The sequence below is a fragment of the Brevundimonas sp. AJA228-03 genome, from assembly GCF_017795885.1.
In the GTDB taxonomy this organism is placed as follows: Bacteria; Pseudomonadota; Alphaproteobacteria; order Caulobacterales; family Caulobacteraceae; genus Brevundimonas.
On the sequence record NZ_CP059297.1, the window covers coordinates 788,435 to 806,507 of the forward strand.

The window sequence follows — 18,073 nt, forward strand, 5'->3', positions numbered from 1 at the left end:
TCAAACCCGGCGGAGGCGAAGTCCGGGTGGCCATTGAGAGTAGTTTTTTGACGATATCAGCTTCGCTCAGCAAGCAGTCGCGGATCATTACAGCGCTGGTGATGCGCGAGATGACGACGCGGTACGGACGGCAGGGACTCGGTTTCGCCTGGGTGATCGCAGAACCCCTGGTCTTCTGTTTCGGCGTCTTGATCCTGTGGAGCTTGACCAAGCCGCCTTACGAACACGGTGTGCGCCTCGCCCCGTTTGTGATGACCGGCTATATGTCTCTCATTCTCATCCGGCACTTCATAAGCCTGCTATCCAGCGCGCTTCAGGCCAATATGGGGTTGATGTATCATCGTCAGATCGCGCCTCTGCACATCTTCATGTCGCGCATTGTGCTGGAACTGGGCGGCGCGACCGGGGCATTTGTGGTGGTCTATACGGTGCTGCTGGCCCTGGACCAGGTCAGTCTGCCCTACAACTATCTCTTGCTGTATGCGGGTTGGCTGTTGCTGGCCTGGGACGCATTGGGATTTTCGCTGGTGCTGACGGGACTGGCGATGCGCTATGACGTCATGGAACGGCTGGTGCCCGTCATCAGCTATGTCCTGATCCCGATTTCCGGCGCTTTTTACATGGTATCATGGCTTGCGCCGGGGATGAGAACCTTCGTTCTATGGATTCCGTTTGTCCACCCGATCGAGATGATCAGAGCCGGCGTTTTTGGCGAGTTCGTCGCGACATTCTATAATGCCCCCTACGCTATTCTGCTCGGCACGATAATGACCATTATCGGGCTGCTCATCATATCCGCCTCGCGCGACCGCATCGAAGTCGAATAGTAAGCTTGCCGAGACCGGACCCTCCCAGGGCCCAGATGGAACGAACATGGCCGATACGCAAATCAACTATCTGGGTCCCATTCCGGATGCCCTGACGTTCAGGCAATCCCCCAATCCATGGTGGAAGCGACTGCCGATCGGCTTTGTCGTGGTTGTCGCGCTGCCGACACTGGTCGCCGCCATCTACTATCTCCTGATCGCCACACCGCGTTACGTTTCGGAAGCGCGATTCATCGTACGCGCCTCCAGCCAGTCGCAGCCGTCGGCCCTGGGGGTTGCGCTTCAAGGCGTGGGGCTGTCGACGACCCAGTCCGATGCGTTTGCGGTCCATGAATACATCTCATCACGCGACGCCTTGGTCGAACTGGGTCAAAGGTTCGACATACCCTCTATTCTGAATCCTCGCGGTACGGATATCTTCTCGCGATACCCCCGGCCGTGGGATAGTCGGGATGAGGAAGGCCTCTACGAGGGCTTCAACCGTTTCGTGGTGGTGGGTTACAACTCATCCACCGGCATCAGCACATTGCGGGTTGAGGCCTTCCGGGCGCAGGACGCAATGCGTCTGAACCAGGCCTTGCTGGTCAGTGCCGAACGGCTGGTGAACCGGCTCAACGATCGCGCAAACGGTGACGCGGTATCTGAAGCGACCATTGCTCGCGATGCCGCGCAAGCACGCTTGACCGAGGTTCAGCAAAAGCTGACCGCGTTCAGGAATCGCGAGGGTTTCATCGATCCGACCCTCGCCGCGCGCGAAAGTTCGTCACTGATCGGTGGACTGCTGGCCACGGTGGCGCAGTTGCGCGCCGAGCGCGCCCAGCTCGCTGCCGAAGCCGGACAAAGCCCCCAGCTACCGATCCTCGATCGTCGCATCACGGCCTACGAACGCGAGATTGCCAATGAGCGCAGCAAGGTCGCCGGAACGTCGGGATCCCTGGCCCCACGCGTGAGCGTCTATGATGACCTGAGCCTCCAGCGCGAGCTGGCCGATCGCGAGCTGACCCAGGCGACCACAGCTCTTTTGTCGGCGCAACAGGATGCGCGCCGTCAAAAGCTGTATCTGGATCGCATCGTGAGCCCCAACCTGCCCGACAAGCCAACACAACCGCGTCGCTGGATCGCGATCCTTACCGTTTTCGCCACTGCCATGCTGATCTATGGGGTCGGCTGGCTGATTTGGGCGGGGGTGCGCGAGCACAGTCAGGACTGATGGCGAGCGACCCGACTTTGGCGACCGAGGCACCGGGGCTGCGCGTGACGAACGTCAGCAAGACGTTTCACGGCGCGACCCGCCCGGTCTTTCAGAACATAGACTTCACACTTGGCCGCAGTGGGCGATTGGCCGTTCTGGGTCGAAACGGCCAGGGCAAGTCAACGCTGATCAAAATGCTGGGCGGCATCTTGCCCGCTACGGAAGGCGAGATCGCATGGAGCATGTCGTCGTCCTGGCCCATCGGCTTCGGGGGAGGGTTTCAGGGCAGCCTGTCGGGGCTGGACAACATCCGGTTCCTCGCCCGGCTTTACAATCGAAACTACAGCAAAACGTTGGAGCGTGTTGATGCGTTCGCAGAGTTGGGGCGCTCACTTCGTCTTCCGGTGAAGCACTACTCATCCGGAATGCGGGCGCGCCTCGCCTTTGGATTGTCGTTGGCGATCGAATTCGATTGCTATCTCATCGACGAGCTGGTGGCCGTGGGAGATGCGCGTTTCCAGCAGAAATGCCAGGACGAGCTGTTTCAGCGACGAAAGAATCGCGCATTCATGATTGCGTCGCATGACACAAGTCTGGTCGCTCATTACTGTGACCGGGCCATCATCATCGAAAGCGGCAAGTGCAAGATCTTCGAGGACGTCGCGGAAGCGGTGGACATCTACTCCTGGCTTCGGACGGCTTGATGTCGGGCGAGACGCTTTGCGTAATGCTCGTGCCGTCAGCGGCCGGGGCCGCCTGGCGTGAGGCCCTGGCGGCGCGCGCCACAGACCTTGGATGGCTGGTCTCGGATGTCGCGACCGACCCATCGATCACTCCAGGGGCCGGACTGGTCTTCGCTGATAGCCACGCCGCGATGCTGGCCTTTGCGCCGCATGCGCGAGCCGTGGTGATCGATACGACCCTCGACGATACGGTGGATTCCGATCTCACTGTCAGGCAAGCGGCGATCGTTCAAAGGTCGCACATGCTTGTCGAGGCGGAAATGGCGGCAAAACATGGTGCCACCGTTCTTCTCGCAACCAGGTCCCGGCTTGAGTTTCCCGTCCTTGGACCCGTCGAGCGGAAGCAGACGGAGAGGAGTCCCAACGGTGGGTCGGCCCTGGATTCACCCCTGGCTGTTTTTGACATATCGACGCCCGCCGGTCGGGCGCACTGGCATCCGCGCTGGTTTCATTATCCGGAGGGTCACACAGGAACCGTCGACCGACCGCTGCTCGACCTGACTGGCCGGATGCGGCCGGTGGTTTATGGCCCCTATATCCGCCTGCCCGAGGGTCGCTGGCGTGCGGAACTCAATGTTACCGTGGATACTGAAAACTCTCATGTGCCGTTGATTTTTGAGTGGGGTGCCGGGGTCGAGTTCAGCCGGGTGGTGACGACGATACGCCAGGCCGGAACCTATGCCGTCAGTCTTGAACATGTCTGGGAACAGCCCGATGCAGCCCAGCTGAGGATCTGGATCCAATACCCGATCTTTCAGGGCGTCCTTGGCTTCCAGGGCTGTGAGGTCAACCGTGTCGAGACCACAGATCGCGATCAGGCCGCGCCTCACTGACCCTCTCTACGACTTCGACACCATGTTGTCCTGAGCAGGCGTCGTCCCCGTTGCCATAGAACGCCAGCGGCCCGCGCCCGGCCTGATCCGGCATCACCCCGTCCACCTTTGCGGGGGAGGATCTCTGACGGAGTCTCCCACAATCCCTGACCGGGCGGCTACAGGATCCGACGCCATGTGCCCAGAACGGCGAATCCGAGCGGAGCGCCGCGACGGTGCTGCTCCTGCTGGATCGCCACGGCCTCCAGAGACATGACAGAGCCATCGGGCAAGGCATGCTGGCTTCGCACGGCGTAGTTGATCTCGCGCCCGCTGGGGGCCGCCGAGAACCGGCGGATCGAGAAGGTCACGGGATCAAGATAGGCCAGGGGTACGTCGGCCAGTTCGGCAGCGAACGTCCCGCTTTCGATCCGTACAGGTTGCGACACCTCCCATGTCAGGCCGAGGCAGCCTGGCAGCCAGCCGGGGCAACCGGTATTGAGGGCCGTGCGCCATGTTGAGCTGAGCGCATCGCTCTCGAGCGACAGCAGGCGTCCGTTCAGGGCGGTGCGCCCGAGGCCGAACTCGCCCGACAAGGACGCGTCTTTCCAGAGCGCGAACTCGCCGCCAAGCGTGCCGAACCGGGTATGGGAGGGCAGCGCAAGCCCGGATCTCGACGGAAGATAGGCACCCAGCGGGCCCAGCCGTTCGTCCAGATTGCCCAGGCTGAGGTTCACCGAGCCCTCTCGTCCGCGCCAGCTTACTGCAACGCGCGCATAGGACGACGCATCGCGCTCGACCGGACGCAGCAGGGCTGTCCGGTCGCCTCCGCCGGTCTCGCCCGTCAGGGTGAAGGCTCCCAGATCGACGGCGCCGCGCATGGCATGATCCGCATTGGCCAGGGCGGTGAAGCCGTCTCCCGATCCACTGCGGAACGGCGATCGTGTGCCGCCCTGACCCTGCCAGGCCGAGAAGCCATAGCGTCCCGCCACGATGTTCAGTCGCGCCTCGCGCGGCGGCTCGGCGCCCAGCCAGGGCGCGGTGAAGGGCGTGGCGCGATCGACGACCGGCTCCGGCTCCGGCAGGGGCGCGGACGTGGTCAGCGACAGGGTCGCGCCGGATGGAGTCGCGATCTGCACCGCCGAACTCTGCAGCGACACCGGGGTGCCAGGCTGGCGGCTGACGCGGGGCGCGGAGGGATAGACGCCGCCGAGGTCGGTACGGAACAGCCGATTGTAGGAATCGTAGCTGATGGTCGCCAGCGCTGTCTGGCCGACCATGGCGTCGCCGAAGGCCTTGCCGATGAAGCTGCCGGGCTGGGTCGCGACCTGAACCTGACCGCCGGATGCCGAGGGCGAACTGGTCGTTCCCACCGGAGCAAAGGCTCTGGCGATGTCCAGCAGCCCCTTGCCATAGACGGCGTCCGTCCCGGCGTCGCCCGCATCGCGGGCCGTGGCCAGAAGCAGGCTGACCGCCTGACGCCCGGTCAGGTTGGGAAAGGCGTCCAGCAACAGCGCGAGCGCGCCCGCGACGGCCGGAGACGAAAAAGAGGTCCCGCTGCCCCGAAAGCAGGAGGTGCCGTTGCACCGGCTTATGATATCGACGCCGGGCGCGCTGATGAAGTTGGCGGCCGACACCCCGGCGCGGTTGGAAAAGCTGGCGATCTGGTTGGCGTTGTCGTGGGCCCCGACGACGATGATGGCACCGGCGAAGCGGGCGTCGCTGGCATAGCGCCCCGGATATTCGGGATCGGCTGCCGTTGAATTTCCGGACGAAATGGCGAAAACAGCGCCCGCGTTGATGGCCCGTAGCAGGGCATTCTCAAAACTGGTCCCCAACCGGCCATCGCCGCCGATGGACAGATTGATGACACGCGCGCCGTTCGCCACGGCATAGTCGATGCTTCGCGCCAGGTCGGTGCTGGCGAAACAGACGGTGTCTGTGGGGTCCGTGCAGTCGCTGATGTCGGATCGGATCGACAGGACTGTGGAGTTATAGGCCACGCCCACCGTGCCGAAGCCGTTGAACCCCGCCGCCAAGACCCCGGCGACGAAAGTGCCGTGGTTGTCGGTCCCGTTCGGCGCGTTGCGGCCCGAGACGATGTCGATCGAAAGGGGGGATATGCGCCCCGCCAGATCGGGCTGATCCTGTTGTACACCGCTGTCGATGACGCCGACCGTGATGCCCGCGCCGGTCGCGCCGGCATTCCAGGCCGTCATCGCCCCGACGTTGGCGACCCCGTAGTTGCGCAGATACTCGGTCGATGTCGCGGAGGGTACGGCGGGCGGCGGTGGAGGAGGAGGTGGTGGTGGCGGCGGAGGCGGAGGCGGAGGCGGAGGGGGCGGTGCCGGTATGATCGGCGTCGGGGTGGTCATTCCGCCCCCGCCGCCGCCACCGCATGCCGCCAGCGGCCAAAGCAGCAGCATCAGGGCACCCAGCGATATCCACCGACCGCGCCCACTGTGCGTTACCATTTGAAGACCCTCTCCTCCGACATCGTCGGAGACCTTCGCCGCCCCTGGATGCACAATTCACTAATGGGCATGACTTGGCCAGCTGGACGATGGCGCAGGCCAGCGATGAAGCGGATCACGCTTTCGCGACGTGCCGATGCTCTGGCATCGGTGCCCAAAGGCCGGTAAGCACCGGAGGTCTGACTGAAGTGGGTCCCATGAAACACTCCGTGCTCGCCGTCCTGATTCTCGCCACCCTGGGTGGCTGCTCGACCGTGCCCCGTGACGGGCCGTCGGGACGGGCCATCGAGCGGGGTGCCGAGGCCGACGTCAACGGGGCCTCCTATGCCATCGTGCCGCTGGACTATGCCGTGGCCGAAAGGATCAAGGCGACGGCCGGTCCCGATCGTGGTTCGCTGGCGGCCGCCGCGAGCAGCCAGCCGATCGATGTCATCGGGGAGGGCGACGGGCTGATCGTCTCGATCTTCGAGCCAAGCGGCGCGCTGTTCGGAGGCGGCTCGTCCAGCACCAACATCCGGTCGGGCGGCCAGTCCCTTCCCGCCGCAACCGTTGATCGCGCGGGTGCCGTCGCCGTGCCTTATGCCGGTGCCGTCCGTGTCGCCGGCCTGACCACGACGGAAGCGGCGGCCGCCATCCGGCGCGCCCTCGTCGGCAAGGTCGGCAACCCCCAGGTCAGCGTCGTGCTGGCCGAAAACGCTTCCAACACCGTCACGGTGCTGGGCGAGGTTCGCGAGCCCGGACGCAAACCTCTATCGGTCAACTCCAACACGATTCTGGACGTCCTGGCCGCCGCCGGTGGGCCCGCGCGTCCCTCCCAGGACATCCGTGTGGATGTGCGGCGCGGAGACCAGACGTTTTCGGCACCCCTGACGGCTGTCTCGTCCAACTTCGAAGAAAACATCCGCCTGCAAACCGGCGATCTGGTCAGTCTGTCCTATGTGCCCCGCCGTTACAGGACCTTTGGCGCGGTGAACGCTATCACGCTTGTCGACATGCCGGCGGGGGAAACGACGTTGGCCGACGTCCTCAGCCGGGTCGGCGGGCTGAACGACGCCGCTGCCAACGCGCGGTCCGTGATGGTCTTCCGCTTCGAGCGGCCCGAGGTGGCCGAGGCGCTGGGCATCACCCAGCCCGCGACCATCAAGGGCGTGCCGGTCATTTACCGCCTGAATCTGGAAGAAGGCGAAGGCCTGTTCACCGCTGGCAGCTTCGTGATCCAGCCCGAGGACATCATCTATGCGCCGCGTGCCCTGTCGGCCGAGGTCAGCAAGTTCTTCGGTCTGATCCAGCAGGTGACGCGCGTCGTCTATGACCTGTCCGTCACGAACACCCTGACCAGCAACTAGGACCACCGGCATGTGGCGCGTCCTGCTCGGCCGCCTGGGTGCCCTCCGCGGTCAGGATCAGCCCGGGATCGACGCGTCGGTGGGGATCGACCCGTGGGAGGCGGTGGGGCGAGCAAAACCTCCGGGGTCCGAACTGCTGGACGGGATCGAGCGGACCGCGCTGGATGTCTATGGCCGCCACGGCCTGCCGACGGCTCCCGGGCACTATCGCCGGGGACAACGCGCGCGTTCGTGGTCGTTTCTGGGCGAACATCTGACGCCGGAAGCCCGCTGGGCCCTGCTGATGGAGCGGCCGCCGGAAAAGGGCTGGCGCTATGGCACCCTGGCGGACATCGGCCGTTCGGGTCCCCCCGAGGTCAGAGCGGCTTCGGCCCTGCTCGCGGGCTGTGCCCGGCTCCGAAACGGCGCAGGCACCGCGGGCGGCCAGGACCTGCTGGACATCGTCGATGCCGCGATTCGTCTCGGCGCAGACTGGCGGGCGCTGGAAAGCGGTCGCCCGAAGGCGGGTGGCACCCGGCTTCGCCTTTCGGCTCCGGACGACGTCATCGCCCTGGAAGGCCCGGCAGGGATCGCGTCGCCGAAGACCGGTCCCGCCCGCGTCTCTCGCCGAAAGGCTCCGCGCCCAGGCTAGCCAGCGACGGGGACGTCCCGGCTTCAGTCCCGCAGCAGGTCGTTGACCGCCGTCTTGGCGCGGGTCTGTGCGTCCACGCGCTTGACGATCACGGCGCAGTAAAGCGACGGCCCGCCGTTGGGGTCCGGCAGGGCACCCGGCACCACGACCGAATAGGCGGGCACCTCGCCGCGCAGCACCTCTCCGGTCGCCCGGTCCACGATCCTGGTCGAGGACGAGATATAGACGCCCATGGCCAGGACCGCGCCCTCGCGCACGATCACGCCCTCGACGACCTCGGAGCGCGCGCCGATGAAGCAGTGGTCCTCGATGATGGTCGGATTGGCCTGGAGCGGTTCCAGGACGCCACCGATCCCGACGCCACCCGAAAGATGCACATTCTTGCCGATCTGGGCGCAGGACCCGACCGTGGCCCAGCCGTCGACCATGGACCCGTCGTCGACATAGGCCCCGATGTTCACGAAGCTGGGCATCAGGACGACGTTCCGGCCGATGAAGGCGCCCTTCCTGACGATGGAGCCCGGCACGGCGCGGAAACCCGCTTCCCTGAAGTCGTTCCCGGTCCAGTCGCCGAACTTGTTGGGCACCTTGTCATACCAGGGACCGACGCCCGGAGCCGGCGAGGACAGACCGCGGTCGCCGCCGCGCATGATCTCGTTGTCGTTCAGCCGGAAGGACAGCAGCACCGCCTTCTTCAGCCACTGATGCGTCGTCCACACGCCGTCCTCGCCGCGCGAGGCCACGCGGGCCTGACCCGAGTCCAGCAGGGCGATGGCGGTCTCGACCGCCTTGCGGGTCTCGCCGCCGGTCGCGGGCGTCAGCTCGCCCCGCGCATCCCAGGCGGCTTCGATCACGGCTTCCAGAGCGGTGTGGTCGGTCATGCGGCGTCCTTCATCGACAGGGGGTGCAGGAAATCGAGCAGATCGGGCGCGCGGGCATCGACCCAGTCGCCGATCTCGTGCCCGTGGCCGTCGCCGATCAATACGGTGGTCATGCCCAGTGCCTTGGCGGGGGCCAGATTGCGCGGCGTATCCTCGAAGAAGACGGCGCGGTGCGGCGTGATCCGGAACCGCTCCACGAAGTGGCGATAGGTCGATGGCGCGGGCTTGGGGGTCAGGTCCATGTCCTCGATGGCGAAGACGCCGTCGAACCGGTCGGTGATCCCGATCCGCTCAAGCACCCGCGCGGCATGGAATCGCGCGCCGTTGGTCAGGACGTATTTCCGGCCCGGCAGACCGTCCAGAACCGCGTCCAGCCGGGGATTCGGCTCCAGCGTATCCAGCGGCACATCGTGGACGTCGCGCAGGAATTTTTCCGGATCGATCGCATAGTTGGCCATCAGCCCGGCCAGGGTCGTGCCGTGCTCATTCAGGAACTGCTTCTGAAGCACCTTCGCCTCGTCGGCCGGCAGGCCCACGGCATCGACCATGAAGGCGTTGATCCGCCCCTGGACCAGACCCATCACCCCCTGCTCGCGCGGATACAGGGTGTCGTCCAGGTCGAAGACCCAGGTGTCGATCTGGCCCGGATCGATTCTCACGCCTTCACCAGCGTCCCCGCGCCGTATTCGGTAAACAGCTCGACCAGCATGGCGTGGGGCCGCCGCCCGTCCAGAATGACCACCGCCTCCACGCCGGCCCGCACCGCGGCCATGGCGGTCTGCAGCTTGGGGATCATGCCGCCGGACGCCGTGCCGTCGTCGATCAGGCCCTGGGCCTCGGCCAGGGTCATCTGGCGGATGATGTCGCCGTTCCTGTCCAGCACGCCCTTGACGTCGGTCAGCAGCAGCATCCGCTTGGCGTTCAGCGACCCGGCCACGGCCCCGGCCACGGTGTCAGCATTGACGTTGTAGGTCTGGCCGTCCTCGGCCACGCCGATCGGCGCGATCACGGGCACCCAGTCGTCGGTCTCCGAGGCGATCAGTCCGGCGATCAGCTTGGGATCGACCTTGGTGGGTTCGCCCACGAAGCCCAGGTCGACCTCGTGCTCGATCAGGCTGTCGGGGTCGCGTTTGGTGCGGGTGGTCTTCTCGACCGTCAGCAGGCCGGCATCCTTGCCCGACAGGCCGATGCCGCGCACGTCGGCCTCCTTGCCGGCGACGGAAATCCAGTGCGCGATCTCCTTGTTGACCGCGCCCGACAGGACCATTTCGGCGACCGCCATGGTGTCGCGATCGGTGACACGCAGGCCGTCGACGAAGTTTGACTTCACCCCCGCCTTGTCCAGCATGGCGCTGATCTGCGGCCCGCCGCCATGCACCACGACCGGGTTCACCCCCATCAGCTTCAGCAGGACGACATCGGCCGCGAACTGCTTGGCGACGGCCGTCTCGCCCATGGCGTGGCCGCCGTATTTGATGACCACGGTCTCGCGGTCATAGATCTGGATATAGGGCAGGGCCTCGGCCAGGGTCTTGGCCGTGGCCCAGCCCCGCTCCTCGGATTGGCGTTCGATCTCGTCCATGGGCGGGCTGATAAAGGCGACGCCTCACCCTGTCACGCGCGATCAGAAATCAGGGGGCGTCGGCGAACAGATCGCTGGCCTGGTCAAAGGCGCTGCGCAGGGTGTCAATCTGCGTCAGCAGGTCGTGGGTTTCCCGGTGATCGGCCATGTTTTTGAGCACGGCCCACGTCTGCGAGACCAAGGGCGACGTCGGCTCATCATTGCGCTGGTGGTGAAGCTCGGCGCTCAGAAAGGCATCGACCTCGGCACCGCCGTCCAGGCTGGCAGGAGCCAGGGTGATTCCGAACTGCGTGTTCATTCGCGCGACCTCGGCGCGCCAGTCGGCCATGAACGACGACCAGCGCATGAAATGGCGTGGCAGGCCCCGGCTCGCTGCCTCTGCGTCCAGCACGTGGCGAAGCCATAGTCGGAGACCTTGCTGGCGCGAGATCGGGTTTCGGGCCATCAGCGAGGCTGCGACTTCGGAGGGGTGTCTTATCGGGGAGACGACCAACGCCCGATACCCCTGCTGCTCCAGGGCGGTGCGCCACACGGGAAAAAGGCGGCACATGCGCGGATCCTTCAGAACGACGATCGGCATCTGGCCGAATTCTCCGTCCAGGACTGCAGCCACGCGAGGATCGGGCGCGACGGGCGCGACCAGCGGCGTCCAGTCGCTCCACGTCGCCCCCGCTTCGGCCAGCAGGGTGTCATTCAACGCCATGACGACATTGCTTTCCCAGAACCCGCGCGGATTGTCGGCGGCCGGAGCCATCAGGGTCAGGGGCGGCGCGGCACCCAGCAGCGTCAGGGCACCGGCGACCGATGATGTCCCCGAACGGTGCATGCCAAGCACGACCAGCGCCGTCTTCATATTCGTCTCGCCCGTCTTCAGGATTGAGGGACCCGTTTGTCCGGGCATCACCCGCCCTACAATGCGGGCGGGTGGGTCAGCCAGAGTGCCGGTCGACCTCGTGCTTCAGGACGGCGGCCGCTGTTGTTCTCAAGGGGGTGTTCGCGCTCCATCCGTAGCGATCCCGGAACTTGGTGAACACCCCTTCTGCCCGAGGGACATCGGACGCACGCATACGCTCGGCCACCGGCATCGCCCGTATCGGACGCCCCGATTCCTCGACCAGCACGTCCAGCAGGTGCTGGATGGCGATCGGGCGACCCGAACCGACGTTGTAGATATCGAACGCCGGGGACGGCCGATCATCCTCGATCACAGCCATATAGGCGTCGATGATGTCTTCGACGTCGCTGAAGTCGCGGACGGCGTCCAGATTCCCGACATGAATTTCCTCGCCTCCGTCGCGCATGGCGCGGGCGATCTGAGCCGCGAAACTGGGCGCGACGAACCGCTCGTCCTGACCCGCGCCGGTATGGTTGAACAGGCGCAGCACCACGACAGGCAGGGTCTCGCTCGCCATGTCGGCAAGCAGATATTCGCAGGCGGTCTTGCTCCGCGCATAGGGAGAGGCGGGCAGAAGGGCCGAGGTCTCGTCGCAGGGACCCGCGTTGAAATGGCGACCATAGACCTCGCCGCTTGAGGCGAAGATCAGCCGTGCCGGATGGGGCAGGGCGCGCATGGCCTGCGCCAGGCTGCGGGTACCGTCGAAATTGACCTTCCAGACAGTCTGTGGCGTGACGCTGCCGTCGCCAACGGAGGACATGGCGGCCAGGTGCACGACGGTCGTCGGGCTGAAATCGGCTATGACACGCGCCAGCGCGACGCTGTCGGTCAGATCGACGGCCGCCGGCGCATTGGTTCCGTTGGGCCCGACCAGACCCATGACGCCGCAAGCTGATTGTTGCAGCCTTCCCAGCAGGCGCGTGCCGACGAAACCGGACGCCCCTGTCACCAGAACGCGACGGTCGGCCCCGTCAGCGGCCATCGAAGTCAGGCCCCGGCCTTTTTGTGCCGGGCCATGTCCGCATCGACCATCTCGCCGATCATCTGTTCCAGGGTGATCTCGGGAGTCCAGCCGAGCTTGTTTTTTGCCTTGTCGGCGTTGCCGTGCAGCACCTCGACCTCGGCCGGGCGCATGAAGGCCGGGTCGATGACGATGTATTTGTCCGGGTTCAGGCCGACGTGGGCGAAGGCGGCCTCGACGAAGGCGCGGACGCTGACGGTGCGGTTGGTGGCGACGACATAGTCATCGGCCGTTTCCTGTTGGGTCATCAGCCACATGGCGCGGACATAGTCCTTGGCATGGCCCCAGTCGCGGGTCGCGTCCATATTGCCCATGCGCAGTTCGGAGGCCAGGCCCAGCTTGATGCGGGCCACGGCGTCGGTGACCTTGCGGGTCACGAACTCGAGGCCGCGCAGGGGGCTCTCGTGGTTGAACAGGATGCCCGATGAGGCGTGCAGGCCGAAGCTCTCGCGATAGTTCACCGTCATCCAGTGGCCAAACAGCTTGGCCACGGCATAAGGCGAACGCGGATAGAACGGGGTCTTTTCGCTCTGGATCGGCTCCTGGATCAGGCCGTACATTTCCGACGAGGAGGCCTGGTAGAAGTGGGCCTTCGGCGCTTCGAGGCGGACCGCTTCCAGCATGTTGACGACCCCGACGCCAGTGGCCTGGGACGTCAGGACCGGCTGGTCCCAGGAGGTCTTCACGAACGACTGGGCGGCGAGGTTGTAGACCTCGTCCGGCTGGGCGTCGCGGATGATGCGGGCCATGCCGCCGAGGTCCAGGAGGTCGCCATCGACCACCTCGACCTGGTCGGCGACGCCGAGCCACTCAAGCCTGTGCGTCGCCATGCCATAGTGGCTGGAGCGACGGGCCACGCCGATCACGCGATAGCCTTTGCCCAGCAGCAGCTGCGACAGATATGCGCCATCCTGGCCGGTGACGCCGGTGATCACCGCGCATTTTTTGGGCATCTCGTCCTGCCTCGAAAACCATTTCAGGTGGCGGCCTGTTTAGCTGCGCAAGATGCCGAGAGACAACCGCAATCTTGCCCGGAAGAGCGGCGTCAGCCGAACACGATACCCGTCAGATGCAGCGACAGGTGACGATCGTCCGGGAGGCCGAGTTCCTCCGACGGGCTCCAGGTTTCGGCCTCGATCTCGATCCGGTTGAGGCCTGGATGGCGCTCCAGCAGGATCCTGTTTTCGCCGGGTGACATCTCACCCTTGAACACGACGGTCTTGCCGTTGCGGACAATGGTTGTGATCGGCTTGCCCCGGTAGTTGGCGATCTCAAGCCACGCCCTGTCCGACCCTTCAGGGAACGGAGCTTCGAACCATCCCTGGCCAGACAGAAGCGCCGCATCCTGCTCGCGAGGGAGGTTTTCGTGAGGGGTCTCGGCCAGGATGTCTGGCATCCGTTGCCGCACACCGCGTGCTGGAATGCCGATAACCGTGTAGCCGATCACGCCGTCCGGATCGGTATGGACTTCGCAGCGAAGGCCGACGCGGGCAAAAATAGCCTCCATGAACTCCAGCGACCAGCCGCTTTCGAACCAGCCGAATTTGCGGATGCAGTAGACGGACAGCGCGTCCAGACGGAGGCCCCAGTGCTTCCACCAGGCGGTGTTGAAGGGCTCCCCGGCCAGAATCAGACGACCGTCCGGGAGTGAGAGGTTGTCGGCCATTGTCTGAAGCAGCGTCCACGGGCGGACCGCGTGGTGCAGACATTCGTAGAACAGAACGGCGTCATGGCCGCCGACTGGCTTGTAATCGTCGAATGCCGACTGAACTGCCTTGATGCGCCAGCCGCTGCGTTCGGCGCGCGCGTTCACCAGGGCGACGAAGTTCGGATTGATGTCCACGGCGGTCACCCGCAAGCCCAGATAGGCCGCGACTTCGGATGACAGGCCCCAGCCGCAGCCCATGTCCAGCAGGTGGTCGTTCAGCTTCACGCCGGCGAGACGGAAGGCCTTGGAGAGTCGCTGGACGTGCATGGCAAGCTCAGCGGGATTGTGTTGGTTGTAGGGGTTTACCGCCTGGATGTGCGGCTCCAGGGCGAAGGGGGCCATCTCGTTGACGGCCTGATCGAACGCCTTGCCGGACATTTCAACATGCAGGGCCAGCTGCTGATCCACATAGGCCTCGGAGAACGGATCCAGAGACTGATCGACCTGGACCGTCGGGATATAGCTGAACCCCGCCCACCAGGCTTCGCAAGCCGGTGAGCCCGGGCCGCCGAGGCGGTCGCTCTCGGCGACGAAGGCGTCGAGGTCCGACTCTTTAATTTGCAATGGCAAGCAACACCTGTCGATTGGACCCGGCGTCGCCGCGCGGGCCTGAATATACGGCAACCTCGTGCGGCCTCAACCCGTCCCGGGGATCAGGGGTTGAGGCGCTTGTTCCGCCAGCCCTGCAGGCCATCCACGGTGGTGATCGGGCCGGCTTCGGTCAGCATCAGGACAGCCGGGCGCTCCATCTCCAGAATCCAGCCAGCGCCGCTCAGGATGTCGAACAGCTCGCCCTCGATCTGGCGCGTGTGGGTGCCGATGACGACGTAGCCGACCTTCTCGTTCATCACGTCCAGGCATTCCGACACGAAGGCGGTCTCTCCGCCCTGGATGTCGATGTGCAGCAGGTCGATTCGCTCGTGGTCCGCCGTGATGTCGCGCAGCGGGACCATCGGGAGGACGTTGAAGGCTCCGGATTCGATCGCCTCCCGCTGTTGTTCCTCGGTGGCGTCGAACACCGGCTCCAGGCCCCAGTCGCCTGTCCCGACCTGACGCGGGAAGAGGGCTGTTCCGGACGTGCCCGCCGCGATGCCGTTGATGATCGTCCATTGATCGTCAGTGAAGCCGTTGCGAGCCATCGCCGCGTGGGCGAGCTCGGCGTATTTCGAATCCCCCTCGACGCCGATCAGCCGGACGTCCCGGCCGGTGGCGCGCGCTGCGGCCCCCATGTTGTTGACCCAGCAACCCCAGCCGCAACCCAGCTCGATCATCGTGAAGCGCGGGCCGGCGAGATCGACCGCGCGCAGCGCGGCGCCCCACTCGGCGATGTCGGCATGCCAGTTCGCGGGGATCGGCACGCCCTCGACCAGACCCGCCATTGGCGTCAGCACGGACGGCAGGACTTCGGGGTCGATGGCGACGTCGAGGAAGTTGACCAGCAGGCCTTCACGCGGCCTGGGGTTCGCCACGGCATGGCGATGCATGACCTCCTGGGCGTCGAAGGTGGAGGCGTAGTGCCAGAAGGGGCTTTGCATCATGTCTCTCCGTTTCGCGCTCGTCACCGGCCCGGATCAGGGGCGGGAGGCGAGGGGAGGAATACTCAACGGCTGGAGCAGTGTCAGGCCTGCTGGTGGGCCTGACACGCGACCGAAGCGGCGCCGAAGCTGAAGGATTCCAGAAGGTCGGCACGTGCTTCGAGATTCGACACGCGCGCATAGCCGACCCCGGTCAGGCCAACGGCGAAGTTCCGGGTGTCGCCCTCTGGTAGTCCGTATTCGCCCTCGACCTCGATGCAGACGCGGCAGACGCCGTTCGGGCCGACAAAGCCGCTCAGCCGGAAATGGCGATTCTGCTTGATCTCAGGGCCCATGAGTGCACGGCTTTCGGAATGGCGCCCGTCGCCCAGATAGACGATGGTTCGGCACTCCTCATACCAGGGTGCGGTCTCGAGCCCGATATAGACCATGATGGGCGTGCCTTCCGGCAGAGGCGTCCGGAAGCTGATCTCTCCGAACCTGCCCCTCATCCAGGCGCCCCAGCGTTCGGTGCCGTAGAAGTTCTCGGCGATCATCAAACGCGACGGGGTCGTCACATAGCCGATCAGGGCCTTTCTGATTTCCATCAGATCGCCGGGCCGGAACTGCAGGCCCTCGGCGAGCGTGGGCAGCAGGGCTTCCGCCACCGGCAGGTGAGCATGAGCCTTCATCTGCGCGACGAACAGGCGGGCGACGTCGTCCCAGCCGCGTGGCTTGAAGTTGTCGACGATGTTCTGCTTGCGGGAGGCCAGGTAGGCGCGGTCGGTGATCATGCGGCCGATCACGTCGACGCCGGTCTGGATGCTCTCGGGGTCCACATAGTCGACGAAATCACCCCCGACTTCCGGGATGGAAGACGTATTGGAGGCGGCGCACGGAATGTGGTGCATCAGGCTTTCGCCGACAGGCAGACCCCAGCCTTCGACGAAACTGGTGAAGACGGTGAACAGGCTGTTCTCGTAGACCGCATTCAACTCGGCGTCGGTCAGATCGTGTACGATGTGGACCCGACCGCCCAGGTTGCGGGTGCCGTCCAGAAGGTCGAGCAGGCCGTTGATGCGCCAGCCCTTGCGGCCGACGAAGACCAGGTCCGGAACGTCCACGCCCTGTTCGATCAGTTTGCGCCAGACGTTCACGACATAGGCGTGGTTCTTGCGACCCTCGATGGTGGAGACATAGGTCACATATTCCCGGCCCCGAAGCTTCTGCATGCTCTGGGGCCAGGCCTGCACCTCGCTGGATGGGCCGGTCAGGGAATGCGCCAGGGGCACGGTCGCGGTCGGGACGGCGCGGCCGCCGTTGTCGATCAGGAACTTGTCCAGGATGACGCGGGTGTAGTCCGAGATGGTGAGGATATAGTCGCAGATCAGGCAGAGTTCGCCGACGCCGGTGGTGAACTCCCGCGTCAGTTCTGCCTCGCAGTACTGGGGGTGCGAGATCGGGATGATGTCGTAGATGTAGGCGGCCAGTTTCGCGCCGGCGCGCTTGGCCGGAAGATACCGGTCGATGGTGTTGTCCAGGCCCCAGAAGGCGCCCGACAGGACGATCGTGTTGCCGCCCCCCGCAGTGATCGGCGATGCATTGTGCTCGCAGGCCGAGAGGAGCTTGCGCAGCCGGTGGTGATCGACGTGGGCACCGGCGGCGTAGTTGATCATCGCCTTCACGTCGCTGTTGCGGAGCAACCAGAAACTGCCGCGTTCGAGGACCTCGGTGAAATCGGTCAGGATGAAGCCGACGTCGACGTCATCCATTTCCATCAACGCCAGGGTAATGCCCGCCTGGACGCGCTGGATGCCCGACATGGTCGGGTGCGTTCTCAGATAGAAGAACATGTCCTGGATGGAGAACAGATATTCGTTGGTCGCGCGCGTCAGCGGCAAATCGCTCCGAACGGATCGCATCAGTACCTCGATTTCACCATGGACCTGGTCGCCGGCACCCAGTTTCGCCGCAGTACGAAAGGCTTCCAGCGCCGGCGTATGTTTGTCCTGCCGTTTGAGGACGTGGGCGAGATGGACGTAGGCGTCTACCTCGTTCGGAGCCGCGGAGACGGCGGTCTCGTAGGCCTCCTCGGCCCCGGCCAGATCGCCGCTTTCCTTGAGTGCGTGGCCAAGCTGAACCCAGATCGCCGCATCCTCGGGGTGAGTGCTGACGTGCTTCCGGTAGGCGGAGGCAGCGTGTTTCCACTCGCGAGCGTCCCGGTGCCCATCGCCGATCCTTTGCTGGTTCACGGATTTTCCGCGCAACAGAGATTTCCAACGCAATTCGTTAACTCCCCGCGCGCAACCGACGCCTGCGTCAAGCAGCCCAGATCGCTAAAGTATCTTGATCTCAGCCGTGTTACAGGCTGAGCGGCCCGTGGCAATGCATCATGCGTCGTTAATGCCCATGAGGCATGACAGTGTTCTCTGAAACACAGGGCCCGA

General features: G+C 65.0%; 16 protein-coding genes. 6 read left to right on the forward strand and 10 right to left on the reverse strand.

Annotation, left to right across the window (positions count from 1 at the left end):
• Nucleotides 1-26 precede the first annotated feature (26 nt).
• Genes HZ989_RS03945 through HZ989_RS03960 form a run of 4 tightly spaced genes read left to right on the forward strand, consistent with a single transcriptional unit; the run spans nt 27 to nt 3,595 of the window.
• Complete coding sequence (locus HZ989_RS03945) at nt 27-827, forward strand: ABC transporter permease (protein WP_245162445.1); 801 nt, start codon at nt 27-29, stop codon at nt 825-827.
• A gap of 46 nt (nt 828-873) precedes the next feature.
• Nucleotides 874-2,037 carry a chain-length determining protein gene (locus HZ989_RS03950; protein WP_209322339.1) on the forward strand — a complete coding sequence of 388 codons (1,164 nt, stop codon included), beginning with the start codon at nt 874-876 and terminating at the stop codon, nt 2,035-2,037.
• Nucleotides 2,037-2,723 carry an ABC transporter ATP-binding protein gene (locus HZ989_RS03955; RefSeq protein ID WP_209322340.1) on the forward strand — a complete coding sequence of 229 codons (687 nt, stop codon included), beginning with the start codon at nt 2,037-2,039 and terminating at the stop codon, nt 2,721-2,723. Before HZ989_RS03950 ends, HZ989_RS03955 begins: the two co-directional genes overlap by 1 nt.
• On the forward strand, nt 2,723-3,595 hold the full coding sequence (locus HZ989_RS03960) for a hypothetical protein (RefSeq protein ID WP_209322341.1): 873 nt from the start codon (nt 2,723-2,725) through the stop codon (nt 3,593-3,595). The genes HZ989_RS03955 and HZ989_RS03960 overlap by 1 nt, the downstream gene beginning before the upstream one ends.
• Nucleotides 3,596-3,753: 158 nt before the next feature.
• Here the strand turns inward: HZ989_RS03960 and HZ989_RS03965 are convergent, their stop codons facing one another.
• A complete protein-coding gene (locus tag HZ989_RS03965; protein ID WP_209322342.1) occupies nt 3,754-5,793 on the reverse strand; it encodes a S8 family peptidase in 2,040 nt (679 codons plus the stop codon).
• Between the two features lie 452 nt (nt 5,794-6,245).
• Here HZ989_RS03965 and HZ989_RS03970 point away from each other — a divergent pair, with 452 nt between their 5' ends.
• Together HZ989_RS03970 and HZ989_RS03975 are read left to right on the forward strand one after the other, a co-directional pair.
• Complete coding sequence (locus tag HZ989_RS03970; RefSeq protein WP_209322343.1) at nt 6,246-7,394, forward strand: polysaccharide biosynthesis/export family protein; 1,149 nt, start codon at nt 6,246-6,248, stop codon at nt 7,392-7,394.
• A gap of 10 nt (nt 7,395-7,404) precedes the next feature.
• Nucleotides 7,405-8,025: a hypothetical protein gene (locus tag HZ989_RS03975; protein ID WP_209322344.1), complete on the forward strand. Its 621-nt coding sequence runs from the start codon at nt 7,405-7,407 to the stop codon at nt 8,023-8,025.
• Between the two features lie 23 nt (nt 8,026-8,048).
• On the opposite strand, the gene dapD is transcribed toward HZ989_RS03975, so the two are convergent.
• From dapD to HZ989_RS04020, 9 genes are all read right to left on the reverse strand, one after another.
• Nucleotides 8,049-8,906, reverse strand: a complete 858-nt coding sequence (gene dapD, locus HZ989_RS03980) for a 2,3,4,5-tetrahydropyridine-2,6-dicarboxylate N-succinyltransferase (protein WP_209322345.1) — start codon at nt 8,904-8,906, stop codon at nt 8,049-8,051.
• On the reverse strand, nt 8,903-9,565 hold the full coding sequence (locus HZ989_RS03985) for a pyrimidine 5'-nucleotidase (protein WP_245162446.1): 663 nt from the start codon (nt 9,563-9,565) through the stop codon (nt 8,903-8,905). The genes dapD and HZ989_RS03985 overlap by 4 nt, the downstream gene beginning before the upstream one ends.
• Nucleotides 9,562-10,488, reverse strand: a complete 927-nt coding sequence (argB, locus tag HZ989_RS03990) for an acetylglutamate kinase (RefSeq protein WP_371812974.1) — start codon at nt 10,486-10,488, stop codon at nt 9,562-9,564. The genes HZ989_RS03985 and argB overlap by 4 nt, the downstream gene beginning before the upstream one ends.
• A 49-nt stretch (nt 10,489-10,537) precedes the next feature.
• Nucleotides 10,538-11,389 (reverse strand): sulfotransferase family protein, encoded by an 852-nt coding sequence (locus HZ989_RS03995; RefSeq protein ID WP_209322346.1) that lies wholly within the window; start codon nt 11,387-11,389, stop codon nt 10,538-10,540.
• Nucleotides 11,390-11,417: 28 nt separating this feature from the next.
• Entirely contained in the window at nt 11,418-12,365 is a 948-nt protein-coding gene (locus HZ989_RS04000; RefSeq protein WP_209322347.1) for an NAD-dependent epimerase/dehydratase family protein, read from the reverse strand.
• A 5-nt stretch (nt 12,366-12,370) separates the two neighbouring features.
• A complete protein-coding gene (locus tag HZ989_RS04005) occupies nt 12,371-13,357 on the reverse strand; it encodes a GDP-mannose 4,6-dehydratase (RefSeq protein WP_209322348.1) in 987 nt (328 codons plus the stop codon).
• Nucleotides 13,358-13,449: 92 nt separating this feature from the next.
• Nucleotides 13,450-14,676 (reverse strand): cyclopropane-fatty-acyl-phospholipid synthase family protein, encoded by a 1,227-nt coding sequence (locus HZ989_RS04010; RefSeq protein ID WP_209322349.1) that lies wholly within the window; start codon nt 14,674-14,676, stop codon nt 13,450-13,452.
• An 89-nt stretch (nt 14,677-14,765) separates the two neighbouring features.
• Nucleotides 14,766-15,647 (reverse strand): hypothetical protein, encoded by an 882-nt coding sequence (locus HZ989_RS04015; protein WP_209322350.1) that lies wholly within the window; start codon nt 15,645-15,647, stop codon nt 14,766-14,768.
• Between the two features lie 83 nt (nt 15,648-15,730).
• Entirely contained in the window at nt 15,731-17,878 is a 2,148-nt protein-coding gene (locus HZ989_RS04020) for a glycosyltransferase (RefSeq protein WP_209322351.1), read from the reverse strand.
• Nucleotides 17,879-18,073: the final 195 nt, after the last annotated feature.